Origin of the sequence: Microbacterium paulum (assembly GCF_015707995.1) — a bacterium.
Lineage (GTDB): Bacteria > Actinomycetota > Actinomycetes > Actinomycetales > Microbacteriaceae > Microbacterium > Microbacterium paulum.
Map to the genome: position 1 here is coordinate 1 of NZ_JAAGRY010000042.1, position 18,681 is coordinate 18,681.

20 protein-coding genes, 1 tRNA gene and 1 riboswitch are annotated in these 18,681 nt (G+C 71.1%); of the genes, 13 read left to right on the forward strand and 8 right to left on the reverse strand.

The window, feature by feature from the left end; translation table 11 throughout:
- Both G3N18_RS10680 and G3N18_RS10685 read left to right on the forward strand, forming a co-directional pair.
- A partial coding sequence (locus tag G3N18_RS10680; RefSeq protein ID WP_196384252.1) for a hypothetical protein occupies positions 1–486 on the forward strand: 486 nt, incomplete at its 5' end.
- Between the two features lie 297 nt (positions 487–783).
- On the forward strand, positions 784–1,185 hold the full coding sequence (locus tag G3N18_RS10685; protein ID WP_196384253.1) for a dehydrogenase: 402 nt from the start codon (positions 784–786) through the stop codon (positions 1,183–1,185).
- Between the two features lie 47 nt (positions 1,186–1,232).
- Here the strand turns inward: G3N18_RS10685 and radA are convergent, their stop codons facing one another.
- The 3 genes from radA to G3N18_RS10700 all read right to left on the reverse strand — a co-directional run bounded on the left by radA (position 1,233) and on the right by G3N18_RS10700 (position 5,148).
- Positions 1,233–2,594: a DNA repair protein RadA gene (radA, locus tag G3N18_RS10690; RefSeq protein ID WP_196384254.1), complete on the reverse strand. Its 1,362-nt coding sequence runs from the start codon at positions 2,592–2,594 to the stop codon at positions 1,233–1,235.
- Positions 2,595–2,745: 151 nt separating this feature from the next.
- Positions 2,746–3,699: an L-lactate dehydrogenase gene (locus G3N18_RS10695; RefSeq protein WP_196384255.1), complete on the reverse strand. Its 954-nt coding sequence runs from the start codon at positions 3,697–3,699 to the stop codon at positions 2,746–2,748.
- 51 nt (positions 3,700–3,750) lie between these two features.
- Positions 3,751–5,148 carry an MFS transporter gene (locus G3N18_RS10700; protein WP_196384256.1) on the reverse strand — a complete coding sequence of 466 codons (1,398 nt, stop codon included), beginning with the start codon at positions 5,146–5,148 and terminating at the stop codon, positions 3,751–3,753.
- Between the two features lie 54 nt (positions 5,149–5,202).
- Between G3N18_RS10700 and G3N18_RS16160 the strand changes: the two genes are divergently transcribed.
- The 8 genes from G3N18_RS16160 (at position 5,203) to G3N18_RS10735 (ending at position 11,695) form a co-directional block, all read left to right on the forward strand.
- The gene (locus G3N18_RS16160; RefSeq protein ID WP_230404113.1) at positions 5,203–5,412 is read left to right on the forward strand and encodes a hypothetical protein; all 210 of its coding nucleotides are present in this window, start codon (positions 5,203–5,205) and stop codon (positions 5,410–5,412) included.
- Positions 5,413–5,574: 162 nt separating this feature from the next.
- A complete protein-coding gene (locus G3N18_RS10705; protein ID WP_230404115.1) occupies positions 5,575–6,282 on the forward strand; it encodes a uroporphyrinogen decarboxylase/cobalamine-independent methonine synthase family protein in 708 nt (235 codons plus the stop codon).
- A gap of 10 nt (positions 6,283–6,292) precedes the next feature.
- Positions 6,293–6,383: transfer RNA gene (locus tag G3N18_RS10710), tRNA-Ser, on the forward strand.
- A 70-nt stretch (positions 6,384–6,453) separates the two neighbouring features.
- Entirely contained in the window at positions 6,454–7,218 is a 765-nt protein-coding gene (locus G3N18_RS10715; protein ID WP_196384257.1) for an EI24 domain-containing protein, read from the forward strand.
- A 25-nt stretch (positions 7,219–7,243) separates the two neighbouring features.
- The gene (locus G3N18_RS10720; protein WP_196384258.1) at positions 7,244–9,058 is read left to right on the forward strand and encodes an MFS transporter; all 1,815 of its coding nucleotides are present in this window, start codon (positions 7,244–7,246) and stop codon (positions 9,056–9,058) included.
- Position 9,059: 1 nt separating this feature from the next.
- Positions 9,060–9,533 (forward strand): MarR family winged helix-turn-helix transcriptional regulator, encoded by a 474-nt coding sequence (locus tag G3N18_RS10725; RefSeq protein WP_196384259.1) that lies wholly within the window; start codon positions 9,060–9,062, stop codon positions 9,531–9,533.
- Between the two features lie 25 nt (positions 9,534–9,558).
- Positions 9,559–10,038 carry a MarR family winged helix-turn-helix transcriptional regulator gene (locus G3N18_RS10730; RefSeq protein ID WP_196384260.1) on the forward strand — a complete coding sequence of 160 codons (480 nt, stop codon included), beginning with the start codon at positions 9,559–9,561 and terminating at the stop codon, positions 10,036–10,038.
- 64 nt (positions 10,039–10,102) lie between these two features.
- Complete coding sequence (locus G3N18_RS10735) at positions 10,103–11,695, forward strand: SLC13 family permease (protein WP_196384261.1); 1,593 nt, start codon at positions 10,103–10,105, stop codon at positions 11,693–11,695.
- A 98-nt stretch (positions 11,696–11,793) separates the two neighbouring features.
- Here the strand turns inward: G3N18_RS10735 and G3N18_RS10740 are convergent, their stop codons facing one another.
- The 4 genes from G3N18_RS10740 to G3N18_RS16165 all read right to left on the reverse strand — a co-directional run bounded on the left by G3N18_RS10740 (position 11,794) and on the right by G3N18_RS16165 (position 14,451).
- On the reverse strand, positions 11,794–12,168 hold the full coding sequence (locus G3N18_RS10740; protein WP_196325184.1) for a hypothetical protein: 375 nt from the start codon (positions 12,166–12,168) through the stop codon (positions 11,794–11,796).
- A gap of 5 nt (positions 12,169–12,173) precedes the next feature.
- Positions 12,174–12,407 (reverse strand): helix-turn-helix domain-containing protein, encoded by a 234-nt coding sequence (locus G3N18_RS10745; RefSeq protein WP_196384262.1) that lies wholly within the window; start codon positions 12,405–12,407, stop codon positions 12,174–12,176.
- Complete coding sequence (locus G3N18_RS10750) at positions 12,407–12,883, reverse strand: DUF2975 domain-containing protein (protein WP_196384263.1); 477 nt, start codon at positions 12,881–12,883, stop codon at positions 12,407–12,409. The genes G3N18_RS10745 and G3N18_RS10750 overlap by 1 nt, the downstream gene beginning before the upstream one ends.
- A gap of 74 nt (positions 12,884–12,957) precedes the next feature.
- On the reverse strand, positions 12,958–14,451 hold the full coding sequence (locus G3N18_RS16165) for a D-alanyl-D-alanine carboxypeptidase family protein (protein ID WP_206693162.1): 1,494 nt from the start codon (positions 14,449–14,451) through the stop codon (positions 12,958–12,960).
- Positions 14,452–14,484: 33 nt separating this feature from the next.
- A riboswitch (TPP riboswitch) is annotated at positions 14,485–14,594 on the forward strand.
- Between G3N18_RS16165 and G3N18_RS16170 the strand changes: the two genes are divergently transcribed.
- The 3 genes from G3N18_RS16170 (at position 14,588) to G3N18_RS10770 (ending at position 17,543) form a co-directional block, all read left to right on the forward strand.
- The gene (locus G3N18_RS16170; RefSeq protein WP_196384264.1) at positions 14,588–15,244 is read left to right on the forward strand and encodes an ECF transporter S component; all 657 of its coding nucleotides are present in this window, start codon (positions 14,588–14,590) and stop codon (positions 15,242–15,244) included. It overlaps the preceding riboswitch by 7 nt.
- Positions 15,245–15,249: 5 nt before the next feature.
- The gene (locus G3N18_RS15880) at positions 15,250–16,758 is read left to right on the forward strand and encodes an ABC transporter ATP-binding protein (protein WP_338038498.1); all 1,509 of its coding nucleotides are present in this window, start codon (positions 15,250–15,252) and stop codon (positions 16,756–16,758) included.
- Positions 16,755–17,543, forward strand: coding sequence for an energy-coupling factor transporter transmembrane component T family protein (locus G3N18_RS10770; RefSeq protein WP_196384265.1), 789 nt, complete (start codon positions 16,755–16,757; stop codon positions 17,541–17,543). The genes G3N18_RS15880 and G3N18_RS10770 overlap by 4 nt, the downstream gene beginning before the upstream one ends.
- A 60-nt stretch (positions 17,544–17,603) precedes the next feature.
- On the opposite strand, the gene G3N18_RS10775 is transcribed toward G3N18_RS10770, so the two are convergent.
- Positions 17,604–18,566 carry a sugar-binding transcriptional regulator gene (locus tag G3N18_RS10775; RefSeq protein WP_196384266.1) on the reverse strand — a complete coding sequence of 321 codons (963 nt, stop codon included), beginning with the start codon at positions 18,564–18,566 and terminating at the stop codon, positions 17,604–17,606.
- Positions 18,567–18,681: the final 115 nt, after the last annotated feature.

Below are 18,681 nucleotides of genomic sequence, written 5' to 3' on the forward strand. Positions count from 1 at the left end.
CCGCCCGCCGCGCCCAGCGCCGACCTGAGCACCGCGCCCGCCGACCCGACGCCCGAGGCGGAGGCATCCGGCACCGCCCCCGCGATCGCGGCCTGCTCGACCGCCGACATCACGGTGCTCGCCGTCACCGACAAAGACGCCTACGCCGCCGGCGAGCAGCCGCAGCTGTCGATCACGCTCTCGAACAACGGTGCGTCGCCCTGCCTGATCAACGTCGGCACCGCGACGCAGTCGTTCGTCATCACGAGCGGCACCGACACGTGGTGGCGCTCGACCGACTGCCAGAGCGAGTCGAGCGATCAGGTGGTGCAGCTCGCGGCCGGGCAGACGGTGTCGAGCGTCACCCCGGTCGTGTGGGACCGCACCCGGTCGTCGGTCGACACGTGTGCGGCGTCGCGACCGCAGGCCCCGGCGGGCTTCTTTCACCTGCAGGTGTCGATCGGTGGCATCCAGGCCGCCGACACCCGCATGTTCGAGCTGCGCTGAGGCGCCGAACGGCGCCGCCCTCTAAGGGAATTCTCATCCTCTGAAACACCTGCGAGCCTCGCCGGGCGGGGGCGGGGTGCGTACGCTTGAATGTAGTTCCTGCGGCGCGTCCCCGTGGTCCCCAGCTTCGGTTCGACGCCAACCCCAGTGGCCTCGATATCTCGGATTCATCGTCGCAGTGAGCTTTGGCCCTCTCGATTCTCCCAGTCCCCAATGGGGGAACCGAGAGGGCCCCCCTTCGCCCGGGCGATCGCCGGCTCCGATGCCTCGGCGCGCGCGCTCTCGTAGGCTGGAGCGATGGCCGGCAAGAAGCGCCCCAAGGCGCCCCTCGACTTTCGCAATCCGCAGCTGGCAGACGCCCTGCAGACGCAAGACATGGCCGCCCTCGCCTTCGCGCTGCGGCACGGACCGACGGTGGTGCCGCTCATGCGGCCCGGTCAGCGCGACGACCCGCGCGACAGCGGTGAGGTGTGGACCTATCGCGACCCGAACACCGGTGACGTCGCGCTGCTGCTCTTCAGCGACGCGGCGAACAAGCCCGCCGCTCTTCCGCCGGCCGTCGGTCTGCAGTCGCCCGCCTGGCTGCGCGCCTTTCTGAGCGCGCACGAAGACGAGATCACGACCGTGTTCTTCGACATCGCGGGCCCGCACGCCATGCAGGCCGCGCCCGCCGACGTCATCGCCGCGCTCGACGCCTGAGCGGCCCGACCCGCCCGGCCTCCGCGCTCAGAGCCCGAGCTCTGCGCTCAGAATCCGGGCTCGTCGCCGCGTTCGACGGGGTGCAGGCGCGGCAGGTCGCGCAGCGCGCTGCGCAGATCGGCCGACGCGGTGTCGACGATCGTGCGGTAGCCGAGCCGGGTGGCCTCGGCGCGGCGCTGCTCGTGCTGCGTGACGGCGCGCACCTCGCCGGCGAGGCTCAGCTCGCCGATCGCGACGAGCTTCGCCGGGTTGGCGCGGTTCGAGACGGCGCTCGCGACGGCGAGGGCGATCGCGAGGTCGGCGGCGGGCTCGGTCAGCCGCACCCCGCCGACCGTCGAGACGTAGACGTCTTGATCAGAGACCCGCAGCCCGGCGCGCTTCTCGAGCACCGCGAGCACCATCGCGACCCGGGCGCCGTCGACGCCGCTGACGATGCGCCGGGGGTTCGGCCCCGAACCGGGCAGGGTCAGGGCCTGCACCTCGACGGGCAGTGCACGCCGGCCCTCGAGCGCGATCGTCACGCAGGTGCCCGGTTCGCGCGAGCCGTGACCGAGAAAGAGCGCGCTCGGGTCGGGCACCTCGGCGATGCCGTGCTGGGTCTGTTCGAAGCATCCGACCTCATCGGTCGCGCCGAATCGGTTCTTCAGTGCGCGCACGAACCGCAGTGACGTCTGCCGGTCGCCCTCGAAGTGGCAGACGACGTCGACCAGGTGCTCGAGAATGCGGGGACCGGCGACCTGACCGTCTTTCGTGACGTGCCCCACGAGGATCACCGGCAGTCCGCGGTCCTTCGCGACGCGGATGAGGGTGGATGCCACTTCGCGCACCTGGCTCGGCTGACCGGCCGCCCCGTCGACCAGGCCCGACGAGACGGTCTGCACCGAGTCGACGATGAGAAGCTCGGGCTGCGTCTGGTCGACGTGGCCGAGGATCGTGGCGAGATCGGTCTCGCTCGCGAGGTAGAGCTCGTCGTGCAGGGCACCGGTGCGCTCGGCACGCAGGCGCACCTGGCCGAGCGACTCTTCGGCGCTGACGTAGAGCACCCGGCCGCCCGCGGCCGCGGTGCGGGCGGCGACTTCGAGCAGCAGTGTCGACTTGCCGACGCCCGGCTCGCCCGACAGCAGGATCGCGGCGCCGGGCACGATGCCCCCGCCGAGCACGCGGTCGAACTCGCCCACCCCCGAGGTGCGGCGCGGGGTCTCGCGCGTGTCGATCTCGGTGATGGGGCGCGCCGAACGGGTGGGGGCGAGGGGCGTCACCGCCGCAGCCGAGATACCGGTGGGGGTCGCCGCTTCGACGACGGTGCCCCACTGCTGGCATTCACCGCAGCGGCCGACCCATTTGGCGCTCGTCCACCCGCACTCCGTGCACCGATAGGCCAGGGTGCTCGCCGCGCGTTTGGATGCCATGGGTCAACGCTAGCCGCGGCATCCGACATGCGCGCCGCTCGCGCGCGCCGCTCGCGCTGCGCCGATGGCGAAGGGTCGCGACACGCGGTACGGCACGAAGCCGCTACCGCGTGTCGCGACCCCTCGCGAAAGGCAGAAGTGAGGTGCCGGGTCAGCGCAGCGCGTCGGCGACTTCGCGCAGGGCGTCGGCCGAGTGGTGGAAGAGCTCGAGCTCGTGGTCGGAGAACGAGGTCTCGCGAATCGGCACGGCTCCGGCGGCCGAGACGACGCACGGCACCGAGAGCGCCATGCCGCTCACGCCGTGGAAGTCTTCGAGCACGGTCGAGACGGGCATGACGGCATGCTCGTCTTCGAGGATCGCCTCGACGATGCGCGCGCCCGAAAGGCCGATCGCGTAGTTGGTCGCGCCCTTGCCCTGGATGACCTTGTAGGCGGCGTCGCGCACATCGATCGCGATCTGGTCGAGCTCTTCGACCGTGAACTTCGGCTGCCCGTCGAGTGGCTGCCATTCGAGGATCGGCACCGTGCCGATCGTCGCGTGCGACCACAGCGGGAACTCGGTGTCGCCGTGCTCGCCGACGATGTAGGCGTGCACGCTCGAGATCGACACGCCCGCGCGCTGGGCGATCTTCCAGCGCAGACGCGAGGTGTCGAGCACCGTGCCTGAGCTGAACACGCGCTCGCGGGGCAGGCCGCTCACCTCTTGCGCGACGACCGCCATGACGTCCGCGGGGTTCGTGACGATGACGAACACCGCGTCGGGGGAGCGCTCGAGCAGCGACGGAACCAGCGAGCGGAGGATGCCTGCGTTGATGCCGGCCAGGTCGGTGCGGGTCTGCCCCGGCTTCTGCGCTGCGCCCGCCGTGATCACGATCACGTGCGAGTCGCGGGTGACGTCGAGGTCGGCGCCGCCGATGATGTCGCTGGTGCCGGTGAACTGCGAGCCGTGTGCCAGGTCGAGCACTTCGGCCTCAACGCGCGCGGCGGCGATGTCGTAGAGCGCGACGTGGCGCGCCGACTCACGGATAAGGGCGGCGTACGCGACGGACGATCCCACCGCTCCGGCGCCGACGACGGTCAGTTTGGAGTTCTCGATCACGCTCATGAGTTCAGTCTGGCAGGGCGCACCCGCCGGTGCCACTGAGCAGCCGAGCCGTCAGACAGGCGCGTCGGCGCCGCGCCCGCCGCCGGCGTCGCGAGGGGCAGGGTTGCGGATGCCGAGCAGCGACACCACTCCGCCGACGACGAGCAGCACGGCGGTGGCGATCGCCGCGCGGTGGAACCCGGCGAGGTCGAGCGCACCGCCCGTGATCGCGCCGAGTGCGGCGATGGGCAGGAGCCCCGCCACTCGGGCGACCGCGTTGTTCACCGCCGACGCGATGCCCGCGCGCGCCGAGTCGGCCGCTCCGAGGATCGCCGCCGTCAGCGGCGACACCGTGAGGGCGAGGCCGACCCCGAAGGCCACCATCGCGGGGAACACCTGCCACCAGTAGTCGAAGTCGGTGCCGACGAGCAGGAGCATTCCCGCACCGACCGCCATGATGAGAGGCCCCGCGGTCATGAACAGGCGCGGTCCCCATCGGCCCGCGAGCGCGCCCGCGCTTGGACTCAGCAGGATCATGATGATCGTGGTCGGCAGGCTCGAGAGGCCGGCGAGGGTGGCACTGAGGCCGGCCCCTTGCTGCAGGTACACGGCGAGCACGAAGCCGTTGAGCGCGAGGGCCGCGTAGACGAAGAAGGTGGAAAGGTTACCGGCCGAGAAGTTGCGGCTGCGGAAGAGGTCGAGCGGCAGGATCGGGTCGGCGACGTGACGCTGCCGCCAGACGAACGCGATCAGCAGGGCGATGCCGCCGAGCCCGGGCGCCCAGATCCATGGCGCCGACCAGCCCGAGGTGGGCTGCTCGATGAGCGCGAAGACCGCGCCGCCGAGCCCGAACGTGCACATCAGCGCGCCGATGATGTCGACACGGGCATCCGGTCGACGTTCTTCGCGGTGGTCGAGACGGGTCAGCAGCCAGAGCGAGGCCGCGATCGGCAGCACGTTCAGCGAGAACGCCCACCGCCACGAGAGGTGGTCGACGATGAGGCCGCCGACGAGCGGGCCGATGATCATCGCGCCGGTGGTCGACGCCGTCCAGATGCCGATCGCGCGCGAGCGCAGCGGTTCGACCATCGTCGCGGTGATCAGCGCGAGCGAACTCGGCACGAGGAACGCGCCGGCCGCCCCCTGCGCCGCACGCGCGATGACCAGGACCACCGCGTCGGGTGCGAGCGCGACCGCGAGGGATGCCACGCCGAACCCGATCAGCCCGATGCGCAACACCGGCATGCGGCCGAACGCGTCGCTCACGGCTCCTGCGACGAGGATGAGAGCGCTGAGCGTGATGAGGTAGGCGTCGACGGTCCACTGCTGGGTGGTGAGCCCACCGCCGAGGTCGCGGGCGATGGCCGGGAGCGCGACGTTGACGATCGTCGAGTCGAGGAACGCGACGAACGAGCCGAGGATCGCGACGGCGAGGACGAGGCGCTGCTGACGTGTCATCCGCTCTGCCATGGCATCCTCCCTCATCGACACGGTACGCCGGGGCCGCGACATTAGGGTCGGAGCATGGCAACGGTGCGCGGAGCCCACCTGGTCGGCAGCCTCACCTATCCCGACGCCGAAGAGGCGATGACCGCGGACGCGGGGCACCTCGGCGGCCTGCTGCGGCGCATCGCCGACGGCGAGCCCGGCGACCGGTTCCACTGGATCATGTCCAGCCGGGCGTGCTCGCCGAGGCCGACGGCATCGAGCGGGTCGGCGACGAGCCGATCATGATCGGGCACCTCGACGGCAGGCCGCTGCGCATCGCCGAGGGGGTGGATGCCTCCCGCATCCGGTTCCCCGATCTCGGTTACGCGCGGGCCGCGGCCGAGTCGTAGGCGGTGTTTCCAGCGCCTGCGCGACGAGGGCGTCATCGCGCCCGGCACGCGCTTACCCGTGGCGCTGCCGACGCCGACGGCGGTGATCGGCACGTTCTTCTCGGGCGATGACCGGCGGGCGATCGAGCCGGTGTACCGCGATCTCGTCTTCCGCGAGCTGCGCGGCGTGCTGGCTGCCGTGCCGCACGACGACCTCGCGATCCAGTGGGACTGCGCCGTCGAGTTCGCGATCATCGAGACGCACGCCTACCCCGGCGGGTCGACCCCGTGGTGGGAGGGGGACGTCTGGCAGGGGCTCGTCGCCCGCGCCGCCGACGCGATCGACCAGGTGCCCGCAGACGTCGAGGTCGGTGTGCACCTCTGCTACGGCGACGTCGGCGAGAAGCATTTCATCGAGCCGCGCGACGCCGCGAACCTCACCCGCTTCGCGAACGAGCTGGTGGATGCCGCCCACCGGCCGGTCACGTGGATCCACCTGCCGGTGCCGATCGAGCGCGACGACGACGCCTACTTCGCCCCGCTCGAAGAACTCGAGATCGGCGACGCCGAGCTGTACCTCGGGCTCGTGCACCGGGAGGACGGGGTCGGCGGGGCATCCCGCCGCATCGAGGCCGCCGCGCGGCACGTCTACGCGTTCGGGGTCGCGACGGAGTGCGGCATCGGTCGGGCGCCAAATGATGCCACCGAGGACATCTTCCGCTCGCACGTCGCCGTGGCGCAGCCGGTCCGAGGCGGTCGGTTCGCGGCATCCGCTCGCGTGTCGTAGGATTGACGACGGTGACGTGTCCGAGCGGCCGAAGGTGCAACTCTCGAAAAGTTGTGTAGGGTAACCCCCTACCGTGGGTTCAAATCCCACCGTCACCGCCAGAAAACCCCCGTTTATCGGGGGTTTTTCTTTGCCTGAACGATTTCGCCGTCCTCGCCTTAGGGTGGCCGGATGAGTGGATTCGTCGCGGGCGTCGCCCTGCTCGGCAGGGGATTCGCCTACTGGCGTCGTCTCCCCAAGGCCATGGTGCTCGGGCTCATCCCCGCAGCGATCGCCTCGCTCCTGCTGTTCGCCGCGATCGTGGCACTCGGACTGTCGCTGCCCGCGCTCACGGACTGGGTCACGCCGTTCGCCGACGGCTGGCCGAGTTTCTGGGCAGGAGTCCTGCGCGTCGCGGTCGGCACGGCGATGCTGGGTGCGGCGATCGTGCTCGCGGCGGTGTCGTTCACGGCGGTGACCCTCGTCATCGGCGACCCGTTCTACGAGCGGATCTGGCGCGCCGTCGAAAGCGACCTCGGCACGGCGGACCTCGAGGACCGCGCCGGGTTCTGGCGCGCGGCCCGCGATGGGCTCGCGCTGTTCGTCCGGGGCATCGGCTGCGCGATCCTCGCGGCGCTCTGCGGCCTCGTCCCCGTCGTCGGAGGAGTGCTCGGCTTCGTCGCCGCCGTCGGCATGTCGGGCTGGCTGCTCGCCGACGAGCTGACGACCCGTGCGTTGGCGGCGCGTGGCATCCAGGCCGCAGAGCGCCGCGCTCTTCGCCGGCGCCACCGCGCCCGCGTTCTCGGCTTCGGCGTCGCCACGCAGCTGTTCTTCCTCGTGCCGCTCGGGGCGGTCGCGACGATGCCCGCGGCCGTCGCGGGGGCGACGGTGCTCGGGCGTGAGCTGCTGGCCGACGCTACGGCGATGGCACCGGAGAAGGTTGACCGACGTCCATAGTAGACAATAGGCAACTAATTGAGGTATGGTTGACGTCGATCAACCTTCCAGCAAGGAGCAGGACCTCACTTTGACCGCCGCAGACACGTCTCGTCACGTTCATCACACTCATCACACACCCGCCTCGCGCTCGGCGCGCGAGGTGTTCACCGCCATCTCGGGCCTCATCGTCGGCATGTTCGTCGCGGTGCTCTCGGGCACGGTCGTCTCGACCTCGATGCCGGTCATCATCGCCGACCTCGGTGGCACCCAGTCGCAGTACACGTGGGTCATCACGGCGAGCCTTCTGGCCACCGCCGTCTCCACCCCGATCTGGGGAAAGCTCGCCGACCTCGTCGACCGCAAGATCCTCATCCAGCTCTCGCTCATCCTCTTCACCGTCGGAACCGTCATCGCGGGCTTCTCGACCGACACGAACATGCTCATCGCCGTCCGTGTCATCCAGGGCATCGGCGTCGGCGGCCTCATGTCGCTCGTCATGATCGCGGTGGCGCTCATCATCTCGCCGCGCGAGCGCGGCAAGTACATGGGCGTCGTCGGCGGCATCATGGCCCTCGGCACGATCGGCGGCCCGCTGCTGGGCGGGCTCATCACCGACTGGTGGGGCTGGCGCGCCAACTTCTTCGTGGGCGTCCCCTTCGCCATCGTCGCCCTCGTCCTCCTGCAGTTCACGCTCCACCTGCCCAAGCCGAACCGCGCCAAGGTCTCGATCGACTACTTCGGCATCGTCCTGCTCGCCGTCGGCGTCTCGACCCTGCTCATCTGGGTGTCGATGGGCGGCAGCCAGTTCGAGTGGAACTCGGGCACCAGTTGGACGCTCGGCATCATCGCTGTCGTCGGCATCATCGCCTTCGTCGTTGTCGAGTTCTTCGTGCCCGAGCCCATCGTGCCGATGTCGCTCTTCCGCAACCGCACCTTCACGCTGTCGGTCGTGGCATCCATCGCCATCGGCGTCTCGATGTTCGCCACTTCGGTGTTCCTCGCGCAGTACTTCCAGCTCGCGCGCGGTGCGACACCTACCGAATCGGGCCTCATGACGATCCCCATGATCGTCGGTCAGATGGCCGCGTCGATCGTCATCGGCCAGCTCGTGAGCCGCTTCGGCAAGTGGAAGGGGTGGATGCTCACCGGCTCCGTCCTGACCCTCATCGGCGTGACGCTCATGTCGACGCTGCGCTACGACACCCCGTTCTCGCTCGTCGCGGTGTACATGTTCGTGCTCGGCGCGGGCCTCGGCATGGTCATGCAGAACCTCACCCTGATCGTCCAGAACGACACCCCGCCCACGCAGCTCGGCGCGGCCTCGTCGAACGTCAACTTCTTCCGTACGATCGCGGGCACCATCGGTGTGACCGTGATGGGCTCGATGCTCGCGACCAAGGTGACCGACTACATGACGGATGCCTTGACGGGCTTCACCCCGTCGAGTCAGGCCGAGATCGACGCGCTGAAGGCGCTCGGCTCGGGAGACGTGCCCAAGGTGTCGGCGCTGCCCGACTCGATCCGCGCGATCGTCGAGGGGGCTTACGGCCACGGCATCGCGGACGTCTTCGTCATCGCGATCCCGCTCGCGGTGCTTGCGATCATCGCGATCGCGTTCGTGAAGAACAAGCCGCTGTCGACCAAGACCGCCGCGGAGCAGCTGCGCGACCAGGCCGAGGAGTCGGCGATCACCGTCGCCGAAGCCGAGGTGGGCGCGTCGACCGCGACCGGTACGATCCGGGTGCAGGGCGCCGAGGCGCAGAAGGCCGAGGTGGGGGATGCCGCGGCCGACACGGATGCCGCGCGTGGCGCCGACCTCGACGCGAGCGCCGATCTCGCCGGGGAGCGCAGGGGCTGACATGACCACGGCGACCGGGGCACTGGCGGGCGACGAGGTGATCGTCGCCGACGCGGACGATGCGCTCGCGGAGTTCCAGTGGCGGCTGAGCATGATGTTCAGCCGCGCCCGGGCGCTGTGGAAGGAGTCGGCGGCGCGCGTGCACCCTGACCTGCAGCCCGCCGGCTACAAGCTGCTCGGCTTCGTTGCGCGCAGCGGCACGTCCAACGCGCACCAGCTCGCCGAGGCGTTCGAGATGGACAAGTCGGTCGTCAGCCGGCAGGTGCGCGCGCTCGAGGATCTCGGTCTCGTCGTCTCGCGCCCCGACGAGCTGGACGGCCGGCAACGCGTCCTCGCCGCGACATCCGCCGCGCACGAGGCGCTGCAGGCGCTGCGCGTCGACCATGCCGAACGGATGCGGGCCGTGCTCGCCGACCTCACTCCCGACGAACTCGCCGCCGCGAGCAAAGCGGTGCGCTGCCTCTCCGACCTCTGATCTCCTCGCCCGTACACTGACGATTATGAGCGCGCCCACCGCAGACCCGGACCGCGGGGGCGAGATGGCGGCCCCAGATGAAAGCCGAGAGGCGGCCGTCGCCCAGGTCGAGCAGGAGCTCGGCGCGGTCTTCGCCCGCATCCGCGCGAGCTGGCGCGACGCCGCAGCGCGGGTGCACCCCGACCTGCAGCCGCTCGGCTACCAGGTGCTCGCGGCGATCGCGAGCGGACACGCGACCTCGGCCACGGCGATCGTCGACCGGCTGCAGACCGACAAGTCGGCGGTCAGCCGACACGTCCGCCAGCTCGAAGAGCTCGGCCTCGTCGAGAGCCGTCTCGACCCGGACGACCGGCGCGCGCGTGTGCTGGCGATCACCGACCTCGCGCGCGAACGTCTGACCCGGGCGCGCGAGCATTACCAGGCCCGTATGGGCGAGCGTCTGAGCGTATGGTCGGCCGACGACCTCGCTCTCGTCTCGGACGTGCTGCGCGACCTCGCCCGCTGACCGCGCCCGGCCTCGCCGCGCCAGGCGCGAGAGCCCCCTGTCGCCCCGGGTCTAGGCTCGACCCATGGATCCCGCCGGGTGGACGTTCCTGATCCTCGGGCTCGCGATCATCGCGTTCGTCAGCGGCCGCGTGCCGCTCGCGATCGTCTCGCTCGGGGTGGCGCTCGCCCTGTGGGCGACGGGCGTCCTGACGCTGAACCAGTCGCTCGCCGGCTTCGGTGACCCGACCGTCCTCTTCATCGCGAGCCTGTTCGTCGTGAGCGAATCGCTGGATGCCACGGGCGTCACCGCCTGGCTCGGGCAGCAGGTCGTGACCCGGGCGGGGCGGGGGCGCGTGCGCCTGACCGTCGTGATCGGGGCGATGGCCGCGGTGCTCGCCGCGTTCATCTCGATCAACGGGGCGGTCGCGGCCCTGCTGCCGGTCGTCGTGGTGGTCGCGGTGCGGGCGGGCATCGTGCCGTCGAAGCTGCTCATCCCGCTCGCCTTCGCCGCGAGCGCCGGCTCGCTGCTGACCCTCACCGGAACCCCCGTCAACATCGTCGTGTCCGAGGCGGCCGCCGCGGCCGGCGGGCGCGAGTTCGGCTACTTCGAGTTCGCGTTGGTGGGAGTGCCGCTCGTCGTGCTGACGATCGCGGTCGTCGCCCTCGGCGGTGAGCGGCTGCTGCCCGCGCGCACACCCGAGCACTTCGGCGACGTGCCCGACCCGAGCGAACACGCGCAGACGCTGCGTAAGAGCTACGACGTGAACCTCGACACCGGCGCCGTCTTCAGCGCGAAGGAGGGTGTGGTCGAGGTGCTGGTCGCGCCCCGGTCGCGCCTGATCGGCCGCAGGGTGTCGGCCGGCATGACCACGCGTGATGAGAACCTCGTGATCCTCGCGGTGCGCCGCGGCGACGACGACGGGCCGAACGCGTCGCGCGGCACCGGCGTCACCGGGTCGCTGGTGCTGCAGGCGGGCGACGCGGTGCTGGTGCAGGGGCCGTGGGGCGCCCTCGCCCGCTACACGAAATCGCCCGACGTCATCGCCGTGACCCCGCCGCATTCGCTGCAGCGCGCCGTGCCGCTCGGCCGCGGGGCGAAGCGAGCCCTCGTGATCCTTGCGCTCATGGTCGTGCTTCTAGCGACGGGGCTGGTGCCTCCCGCCGTCGCGGGTCTGCTCGCCGCCGGGGCGATCGTGCTCAGCGGGGTGCTGACGATCCCGCAGACCTACCGTGCGATCTCGTGGACGACGGTCATCCTCATCGCCGGCATGGTGCCCCTGTCGGCCGCCTTCATCTCGACCGGCGCGGCGGGCCGGGTCGCCGACGTGGTGCTCGGGATCATCGGGTCGAGTTCGCCCCAGCTCGCGCTGCTGGTGCTGTGCGTGCTGACGATGGTGCTCGGGCAGTTCATCTCGAACGTCGCGACCGTGCTGATCGTCACGCCGATCGCCGTCGCGATAGCGCAGAGCCTCGATCTCAGCGTGTTGCCGTTCATGATGGCCCTGACCGTCGCCGGCGCCGCCGCCTTCCTGACCCCGGTCGCGACCCCCGCGAACCTCATGGTGCTGCAGCCCGGCGGCTATCGCTTCGGCGACTACTGGCGCCTCGGCATCCCGCTCATGATCGGCTACCTCCTCGTCGCCGTGCTCTACGTGCCCGTCGTCTGGCCGTTCTGACCCGCGCCCGCTCAATGCCGCGCAGCGGCGTTGACGCGGCTGCGCGTCAACGTTGAGTAGCGGCGCGCAGCGACGCGTATCGAAACCCTCCTCCCCGCTCACCGGCGTCGGCGTCGGCACCCGGCGAGCCAGAACAAGACCGGGATGAGCGCGATGATCACCCCTGGCGCGGCGAGCAGTGTGGGCCCCCAGCCGGGCGCGTAGGTGTAGATTGCCGACCCGAGATCCCAGCGGCACGTCCAGCCGAGCGGGAACCACCCGAACGAGCCGGTTGGGATGACGGCCTCGGGAAAGGTCCCCGCGGCGGCGTACGCAGCCAAATCGGGGCCCACGCCGTCGAGGATGCAGCGCGCGTCCACCGATTCGCGCTGTCCGAAGAACCAGGTCGCCGTGACGACGAGCAGAGCCCATCCCGACCCCGCGAGCGCGAGGAACCAGCCGAACCAGCCGAGGCCGTCATTCTGTCGCTCCATCGCGGTCACGATGCGGCCGTGCGGGTCTCGACCTCATCGGGCACCCACACGAGCACGTCGCCGGGTTGGCACTCGAGCACCCGGCAGATCGCGTCGAGCGTCGAGAAGCGCACGGCCTTCGCGCGCCCGTTCTTCAGGACGGCGACGTTGGCGGGGGTGATCCCGATCGCGTCGGCGAACTCGCCTACGCTCATGCGGCGCCGCGCGAGCAGCACGTCGATGTCGATGCGGATCGCCATCAGACGACCTCGTCGAGTTCGCCGCGCAGATCGGTGGCCTGGTGCAGCAGCCGGCGCATGATGCCCATGACGAGGGCCGCACCGGTGCCGAACACCACACCGATGATGATCGGGTAGAAAAGGCCCGGGCCCGTGGCGCCCGTGACGTTGACCACGACAGCGCCCACGATGATGAGGCCGACGGCGGCCCAGAGGGCGACGATCACCGTGTCGACCCAGGCGAATGCCCGCCGATCGAAGATGCGCCCCTCGGCGACGAGATCGACCAGCCGCCACACGCAGACGAGCACCACCTGGCCGCACGCGAGCAACATGACCGAGCCGATGATCGCCGGAACCTGCAGGTACGCGAACATCGGGTACATGTATGCCGACTGCGCGATGATCGAGGGCACGACGAGCACCTGAAAGAGCAGGATCAGCGCGAAAGCCACCACCACGAGCACGCGGACGGTGAAGACAGACCAGCGAGACATGTGCACCCTATCGTCGAACGAGAGATATCTATCGATAAACGATAGGCGCCGTCTCGGCGACGGTCAAGGTCGGATCAGTCGGCGAGCCCCCAGAGCTGCAGGGGGTGGGTGAGGCGCCACCAGGCATCCGGCTCGGGAATGTCGTCGGTGAGCCGCAGCCCCGCGCTCGCCGAGCCCAGCGGGCCGGTCAGGCTGACCGTGCCGACCGCTGCCCCGGCGGTGCGCGCCTCGCCCAGCGAGATGTCGGACTCGACGGGCGCGGTCGCGCCGTTCCACAGCAGCAGTGAGGCGTCGGCGTCGGTCAGGATCGACGCCGTGGCGCCCCACAGCGTCGACACCGTGCCGGCGAGGGTGCCGGCGGGCAGCACGCGCGGCACGGATGCCTCGGCCCCCACCTCGGCGAGCAGGCGGGCGGTCTCGGCGTCGCGCGCCTCGTCGGTCGGCTGGGTCAGCGTCACGGCGTAGGCACGCACGGTCGCGTCGCCGACGGGCTGCTCGCGGGCGGCGAGCAGGTTGTAGCCGATATCGAGGCTGCCCGTCTTGATGCCGACGACCGCGGGGTCGCTCAGCAGGTCGTTGGTGTTCACGACCTCGCCGGCGCCGGGCAGGGTCACCACGGGCGTGCGTACGATCTCGGCGATGACGGGATTGGCCAGCGCGTAGCGGGCGAGGGTGATGAGCGAGGCGGGGTCGGCGGTGTTCTCGGGGTCGATGCCGGTCGGTTCGACCACGGTGATGCCGGTGAGGTTGTGCCGCTCGAGCCAGGCCGCGGCGGCGCGGGAGAAGACGGCGTCGTTCGGCCAGATCGTTCCGGCGAGGCGGTCGGTGTAGTTGCCCGCCGATCCGATCAGGATGCCCTGCAGCATCTGATACTCGCTCAGGGCGCCGTCGACGGGCACGTCGAGGGCTGACTCGTCGGACGCGAGGTAGTCGTAGTACTCGTCGTGGTCGCTCTCGTCGAACGTGTACTCGGGGCCGCTCTCGCCGGGGGCGAGGGGGAGCTGCTCGAGGATCATCAGCGAGGTGACGAGCTTCGTGATGCTCGCCATCGATGCGCGGTCGGTCGTCGACGCGGCTGCCGCATCGAACCCGGCGACGCCGACCGCCGCCGACCCGTCGGCGGGCCACGCGACCGAGGTGGCCGGCGAAGTGAGGTCGGCGACGGCGACCTTCTCGACCACCGGTTGGACGGCGTACAGCGGCCAGAGCAGGGTCGCCGCCGCGTATCCGGCGATCAGGGCCAGCGCGCCGAGGAACGGCAGCACCACCCCCGGGCGGAACGGTGAGCGGCAGGGCCGGCGCGCGAGCAGATCCCGCGCGACCACGGGAGACGGGCTCGCCGACCCCGTCATGTTCTGCGAGGCGATCCGCGGCGAGATCTTCGCGTCGTCGAGCCAGCCGAGCGCGATGCGGCCGGATGCCGGGGTGCGGATCGCCTCGGCCCCGTAAGCGGTGCCCGGCGTGGTCTCCCCGGCGGTGACGGGCACGGCGGAGGCATCCGCCGACTCGCTCTTCCGCGCCTCGCGACGCGCGCGCCTCGAGGACGGGGGCGCGTCTTCGATGGTCACCCGCTAAAACTACCTGCTCGCGGATATACTCGACGTCACAACCACGGGAGTCCGGTGAGCCGGGCTGAGAGGAAGCGACCCACGCTTCGACCGTCGAACCTGATCCGGATCATGCCGGCGCAGGGAGGAGAGAATCATGCACGCTTCGGCGTCTTCGTCCACCGTCCGTCCCACGGATGCCACGGCGTCCACCCGCCCGACCGGGCCGGGCCGCCTGCGCTGGCGCGTCGTCGACATCGTCGTCGCCAGCGTCATCGGCGTGGCATCCGGCCTCATCTTCCTGCTCTGGAACATCGGCTACCTCGGGCCGAAGACGCTCCTCGAACCGCTCCTGCCGGGGCTGCAGGGCCTGCTCGACGGACCGTGGCTGTTCGCCGGCGTCCTCGGGGCGCTCATCATCCGAAAGCCGGGCGCCGCGATCTACACCGAGACGCTCGCCGCGGTCGTCTCGGCCCTCGTGGGCAACCAGTGGGGCGGATTCCTCACGCTCGAAGCGGGACTCGTTCAGGGCCTCGGCGCCGAGATCGTCTTCCTGATCTTCTTCTACCGGGTGTGGACGCTGCCGGTCGCGATCCTCGCCGGTGCCGGTGCGGCGCTCGCCGGTGGCGTCAACAACCTCATCCTCTGGTACGCGGGTGCGGACGCCGCGTTCACTGTCGTCTACCTCATCAGCACCGCCGTCTCGGGTGCCGTGATCGCCGGCGCCGGCTCGTGGGCGCTTGCACGGGGCCTCGCCGCGACCGGCGCGCTCGACCGGTTCGCCTCGGGCCGCGCGCGAACGCAGCGGGTCTGACCGCCGTGCCGGCTGACCGCGCCGCCGATCGTGCGAGCGGCGTGCCCGCGGCGGTCGAGTTGCGCGGGTGGGGGTGGCGCCACGCATCGCGCAACGCGTGGACGCTGCGGGGCGTCGACCTCGAGATCGCGCCCGGCGAGCGCGTCCTGCTGCTCGGCGCGTCGGGGTCGGGCAAATCGACCCTGCTGCACGGCATCGCGGGCGTGCTCGGCGGTGACGAAGAGGGCGAGGCCGAGGGCGAGCTGCTCGTCGGCGGCGCCCCGCCCACCCTCGCGCGCGGCCGGGCGGGGCTCGTGCTGCAGGACCCCGACGCGCAGGTGATCCTCGCCCGGGTGGGCGACGACGTCGCGTTCGCGTGCGAGAACCTCGGGGTGCCGCGCGACGAGATCTGGCAGCGGGTCGGCGAAGCGCTCGACGCGGTGGGCCTCGACGTCGCCCTCGACCGGCCGACGAAGGCGCTCTCGGGTGGGCAGAAGCAGCGCCTCGCCCTGGCCGGCGCGCTCGCGATGCGCCCCGGCGTGCTGCTGCTCGACGAGCCGACCGCCAACCTCGACCCTGACGGCGTCGCCGACGTGCGGCGAGCCGTCGGTCGTGCCCTGGATGCCACGGGCGCGACCTTCGTCGTCGTCGAGCACCGCGTCGACGTGTGGCTGCCGCTCGTCGACCGCGTCGTCGTGATCTCCGGGGGCAAGGTCGTCGCCGACGGTGCACCGGATGCCGTGCTGGGGGCTCACGCCACCGCCCTCGCTGCCGAGGGCGTGTGGATGCCGGGCATCCCCCCGCGCGTGCCCCCGCCGCCGGTCGAGCCACCCGCCGGGCCCGTCCGGGAACGGCTGCTCGCCGCCGAGGCGCTCGCCGTCGCGCGGGTGCGCGATCAGCCGGTCGCGTCGGGCATCGACGTCGAGGTGCGCGCCGGCGAGGTGCTCGCGATCACCGGGCGCAACGGCGCCGGCAAGTCGACCCTCGGGCTCACGTTCGCGGGGCTTCTGCCCCCGGCGGCGGGCGACGTGGTCGCCGAAGAGCCGCTCGCGCACGGTGCCGGACCGCACCCGATCCGATGGCGGTCGACGCAACTGCTCACCCGCATCGGCACGGTCTTCCAAGAGCCCGAGCACCAGCTGCTCACCCGCACGGTGCGCGACGAGCTGCTCGTCGGCCCCCGCGCGCTGGGCCACGACGAGGCGCAGGCCGCGGCGCGGGTCGACGACCTGCTCGAACGGCTGCGGCTCGCGCCCCTCGCCCGCGCCAACCCGTACACGCTCTCCGGCGGCGAGAAGCGGCGCCTGACGGTCGCGGCGGCCCTCGCCACCGCACCACGCGTGCTCGTGCTCGACGAGCCGACGTTCGGGCAGGACGCGCGCACCTGGGCCGAGCTCGTCGACATGCTCGCGGTGCTGCGCGACGAGGGTCGTGCGATCGTCGTGATCACCCACGATGCGGCCGTCGTCGAGGCCCTGCACGCCCGCGAGGTACGCCTGGCTGCGCCCGACCCCACCGGGGTGCGGCCGGTATGACCCTCCTCGACACCCGCGCTCGCACGGGCGCGGTCGCCGGCATCAACCCGGTGGCGAAGCTGCTGGCATCGGCGCTCATCGCCATTCCGCTGATCCTCACGCTCGACTGGGTGTCGGCGGCCGTCGCGCTCGCCCTCGAGAGCGTGCTGTTCCTGTTCGCCGGCCTGTCGTGGCGCGAGTTCTGGGTGCGCACGTGGCCCGTGTGGCTCGCCGCCCCCCTCACCGCCCTCACGATCCTGCTCTACGGCGAGGCATCCGGTCACGTCTATGCGGAGTGGTTCGTCGTGCGCATCAGCGACGGGTCGATCGCGCTCGCCGTCGCCACCTTCTTCCGCGTGCTCGCGGTCGCGCTGCCGTCGGTCGTGCTGTTCGTCACCGTCGACCCCACGGATCTCGCCGACGGCCTCGCCCAGATCCTGCACCTGCCGGCACGGTTCGTGCTGGGCGCTCTGGCGGGGCTTCGCATGGTCGGGCTCTTCATCGACGACTGGCGGGCCCTCGAGCTCGCGCGCCGCGCGCGCGGCGTGGCCGACCGCGGCCGCATCCGCCGGTTCGTGGGCATGGCATTCGCCCTGCTCGTCCTCTCGATCCGCCGCGGCTCGAAGCTCGCGACGGCGATGGAGGCGCGCGGGTTCGGCGCCCCGGTGCGGCGCACGTGGGCGCGCACCTCGACCTTCGGCGCGCGCGAATGGCTGCTCGTCTCGGCGGGGGCGGCGATCTCGGCGATCTCCGTCGCGGCCGCCGTCTGGGCGGGCACGTGGAACTTCATCCTCGGTCCGCGGTGATCCAGCGGCGCCGGCGCAGGGGCGCTGCGCGGGATGCCCCGCGCCGAGGCATCCTCGAGCTCAGCTCTCCAGCAGCCGCCGGGCGAGGGTCTCTTCGACGACGAGCTCCGTGATGAGGTTCGCCGCGAGCGCCCCCCGCAGGGCGTCGAACTTCGACAGGCTCGACACCGCGCACAGGCGCCGCGGGATGCGCCGGATCGCGTCGAGGCTCGGTCCGCTCGACCGTTCGTTCAGCTGGATGCCCGACGAGCTGCCGTCGATGCGGTAGAACACGGTCGCGCAGTCGCCGACGATCCCGTCGCGCATGAGGGAGTGCAGGTCGTCGCCGCTCAGGTAGCCGCCCGAATAGACGTGCGAGGGCACATCGGCGGTGGGCGACCCGAGGCCGAACACGAACACCTGCACACGGGCCTGCGCATCGAGCACGCGGCGCACCGAGCGTTCGCGCCACATCAGCTGCTTCGTCGAGGGGTCGTCGAACAGGGCCGGCACGGGGAACTGCTGCACGTCGGCGCCGAAGCTCTGACCGAAGCGCTCGAGGATCGCGCCCGAATAGGCGATGCCCGACGTGATCTCGTTGGCGGCGCCGTTCATCTGCACGATCTGCGAGTTGTAGAGGCGCTTCGGCGGCAGGTGCCGCGCGATCGCCGACACCGTCGCGCCCCAGGCGACGCCGATGGATGCATTGGGGTCGAGCGTCGCGGCGAGAGCGCGCGCCGCCGACCGAGCCGTGCGCTCGAGCTTCTCGGCGTCGGGCGTGCGCGGGGGCGAGCTCACGACGTGCACCGAGATGCCGTAGCGCTCCGCGACGCGGCGGGCGACGGCCGTGCTGCCCTGCTGGGGCGAGTGCACCGTGATCTCGACGAGCCCGATCTCGCGCGCGTAGGAGAGCAGTCGCGACACGGATGACCGCGACACGTTCAGCTCCGCCGCGATCTGTTCCATCGTGCGATCGCGCTCGTAGTACAGCTGGGCCACGTGCAGCGCTTCGCGCGTGCGCGCGTCGGCTTCGATTCCGCTCATGCTTCCCCTTGGCTGCATATTCGTGCAGAGAAGTCGGTGTGGTGCACGTTCGTTCATGCCCCTTGTGAATTCGTTCAGCGCGCTCCAGTCTAGGTGTCACCAGCCGTGAAAAAGG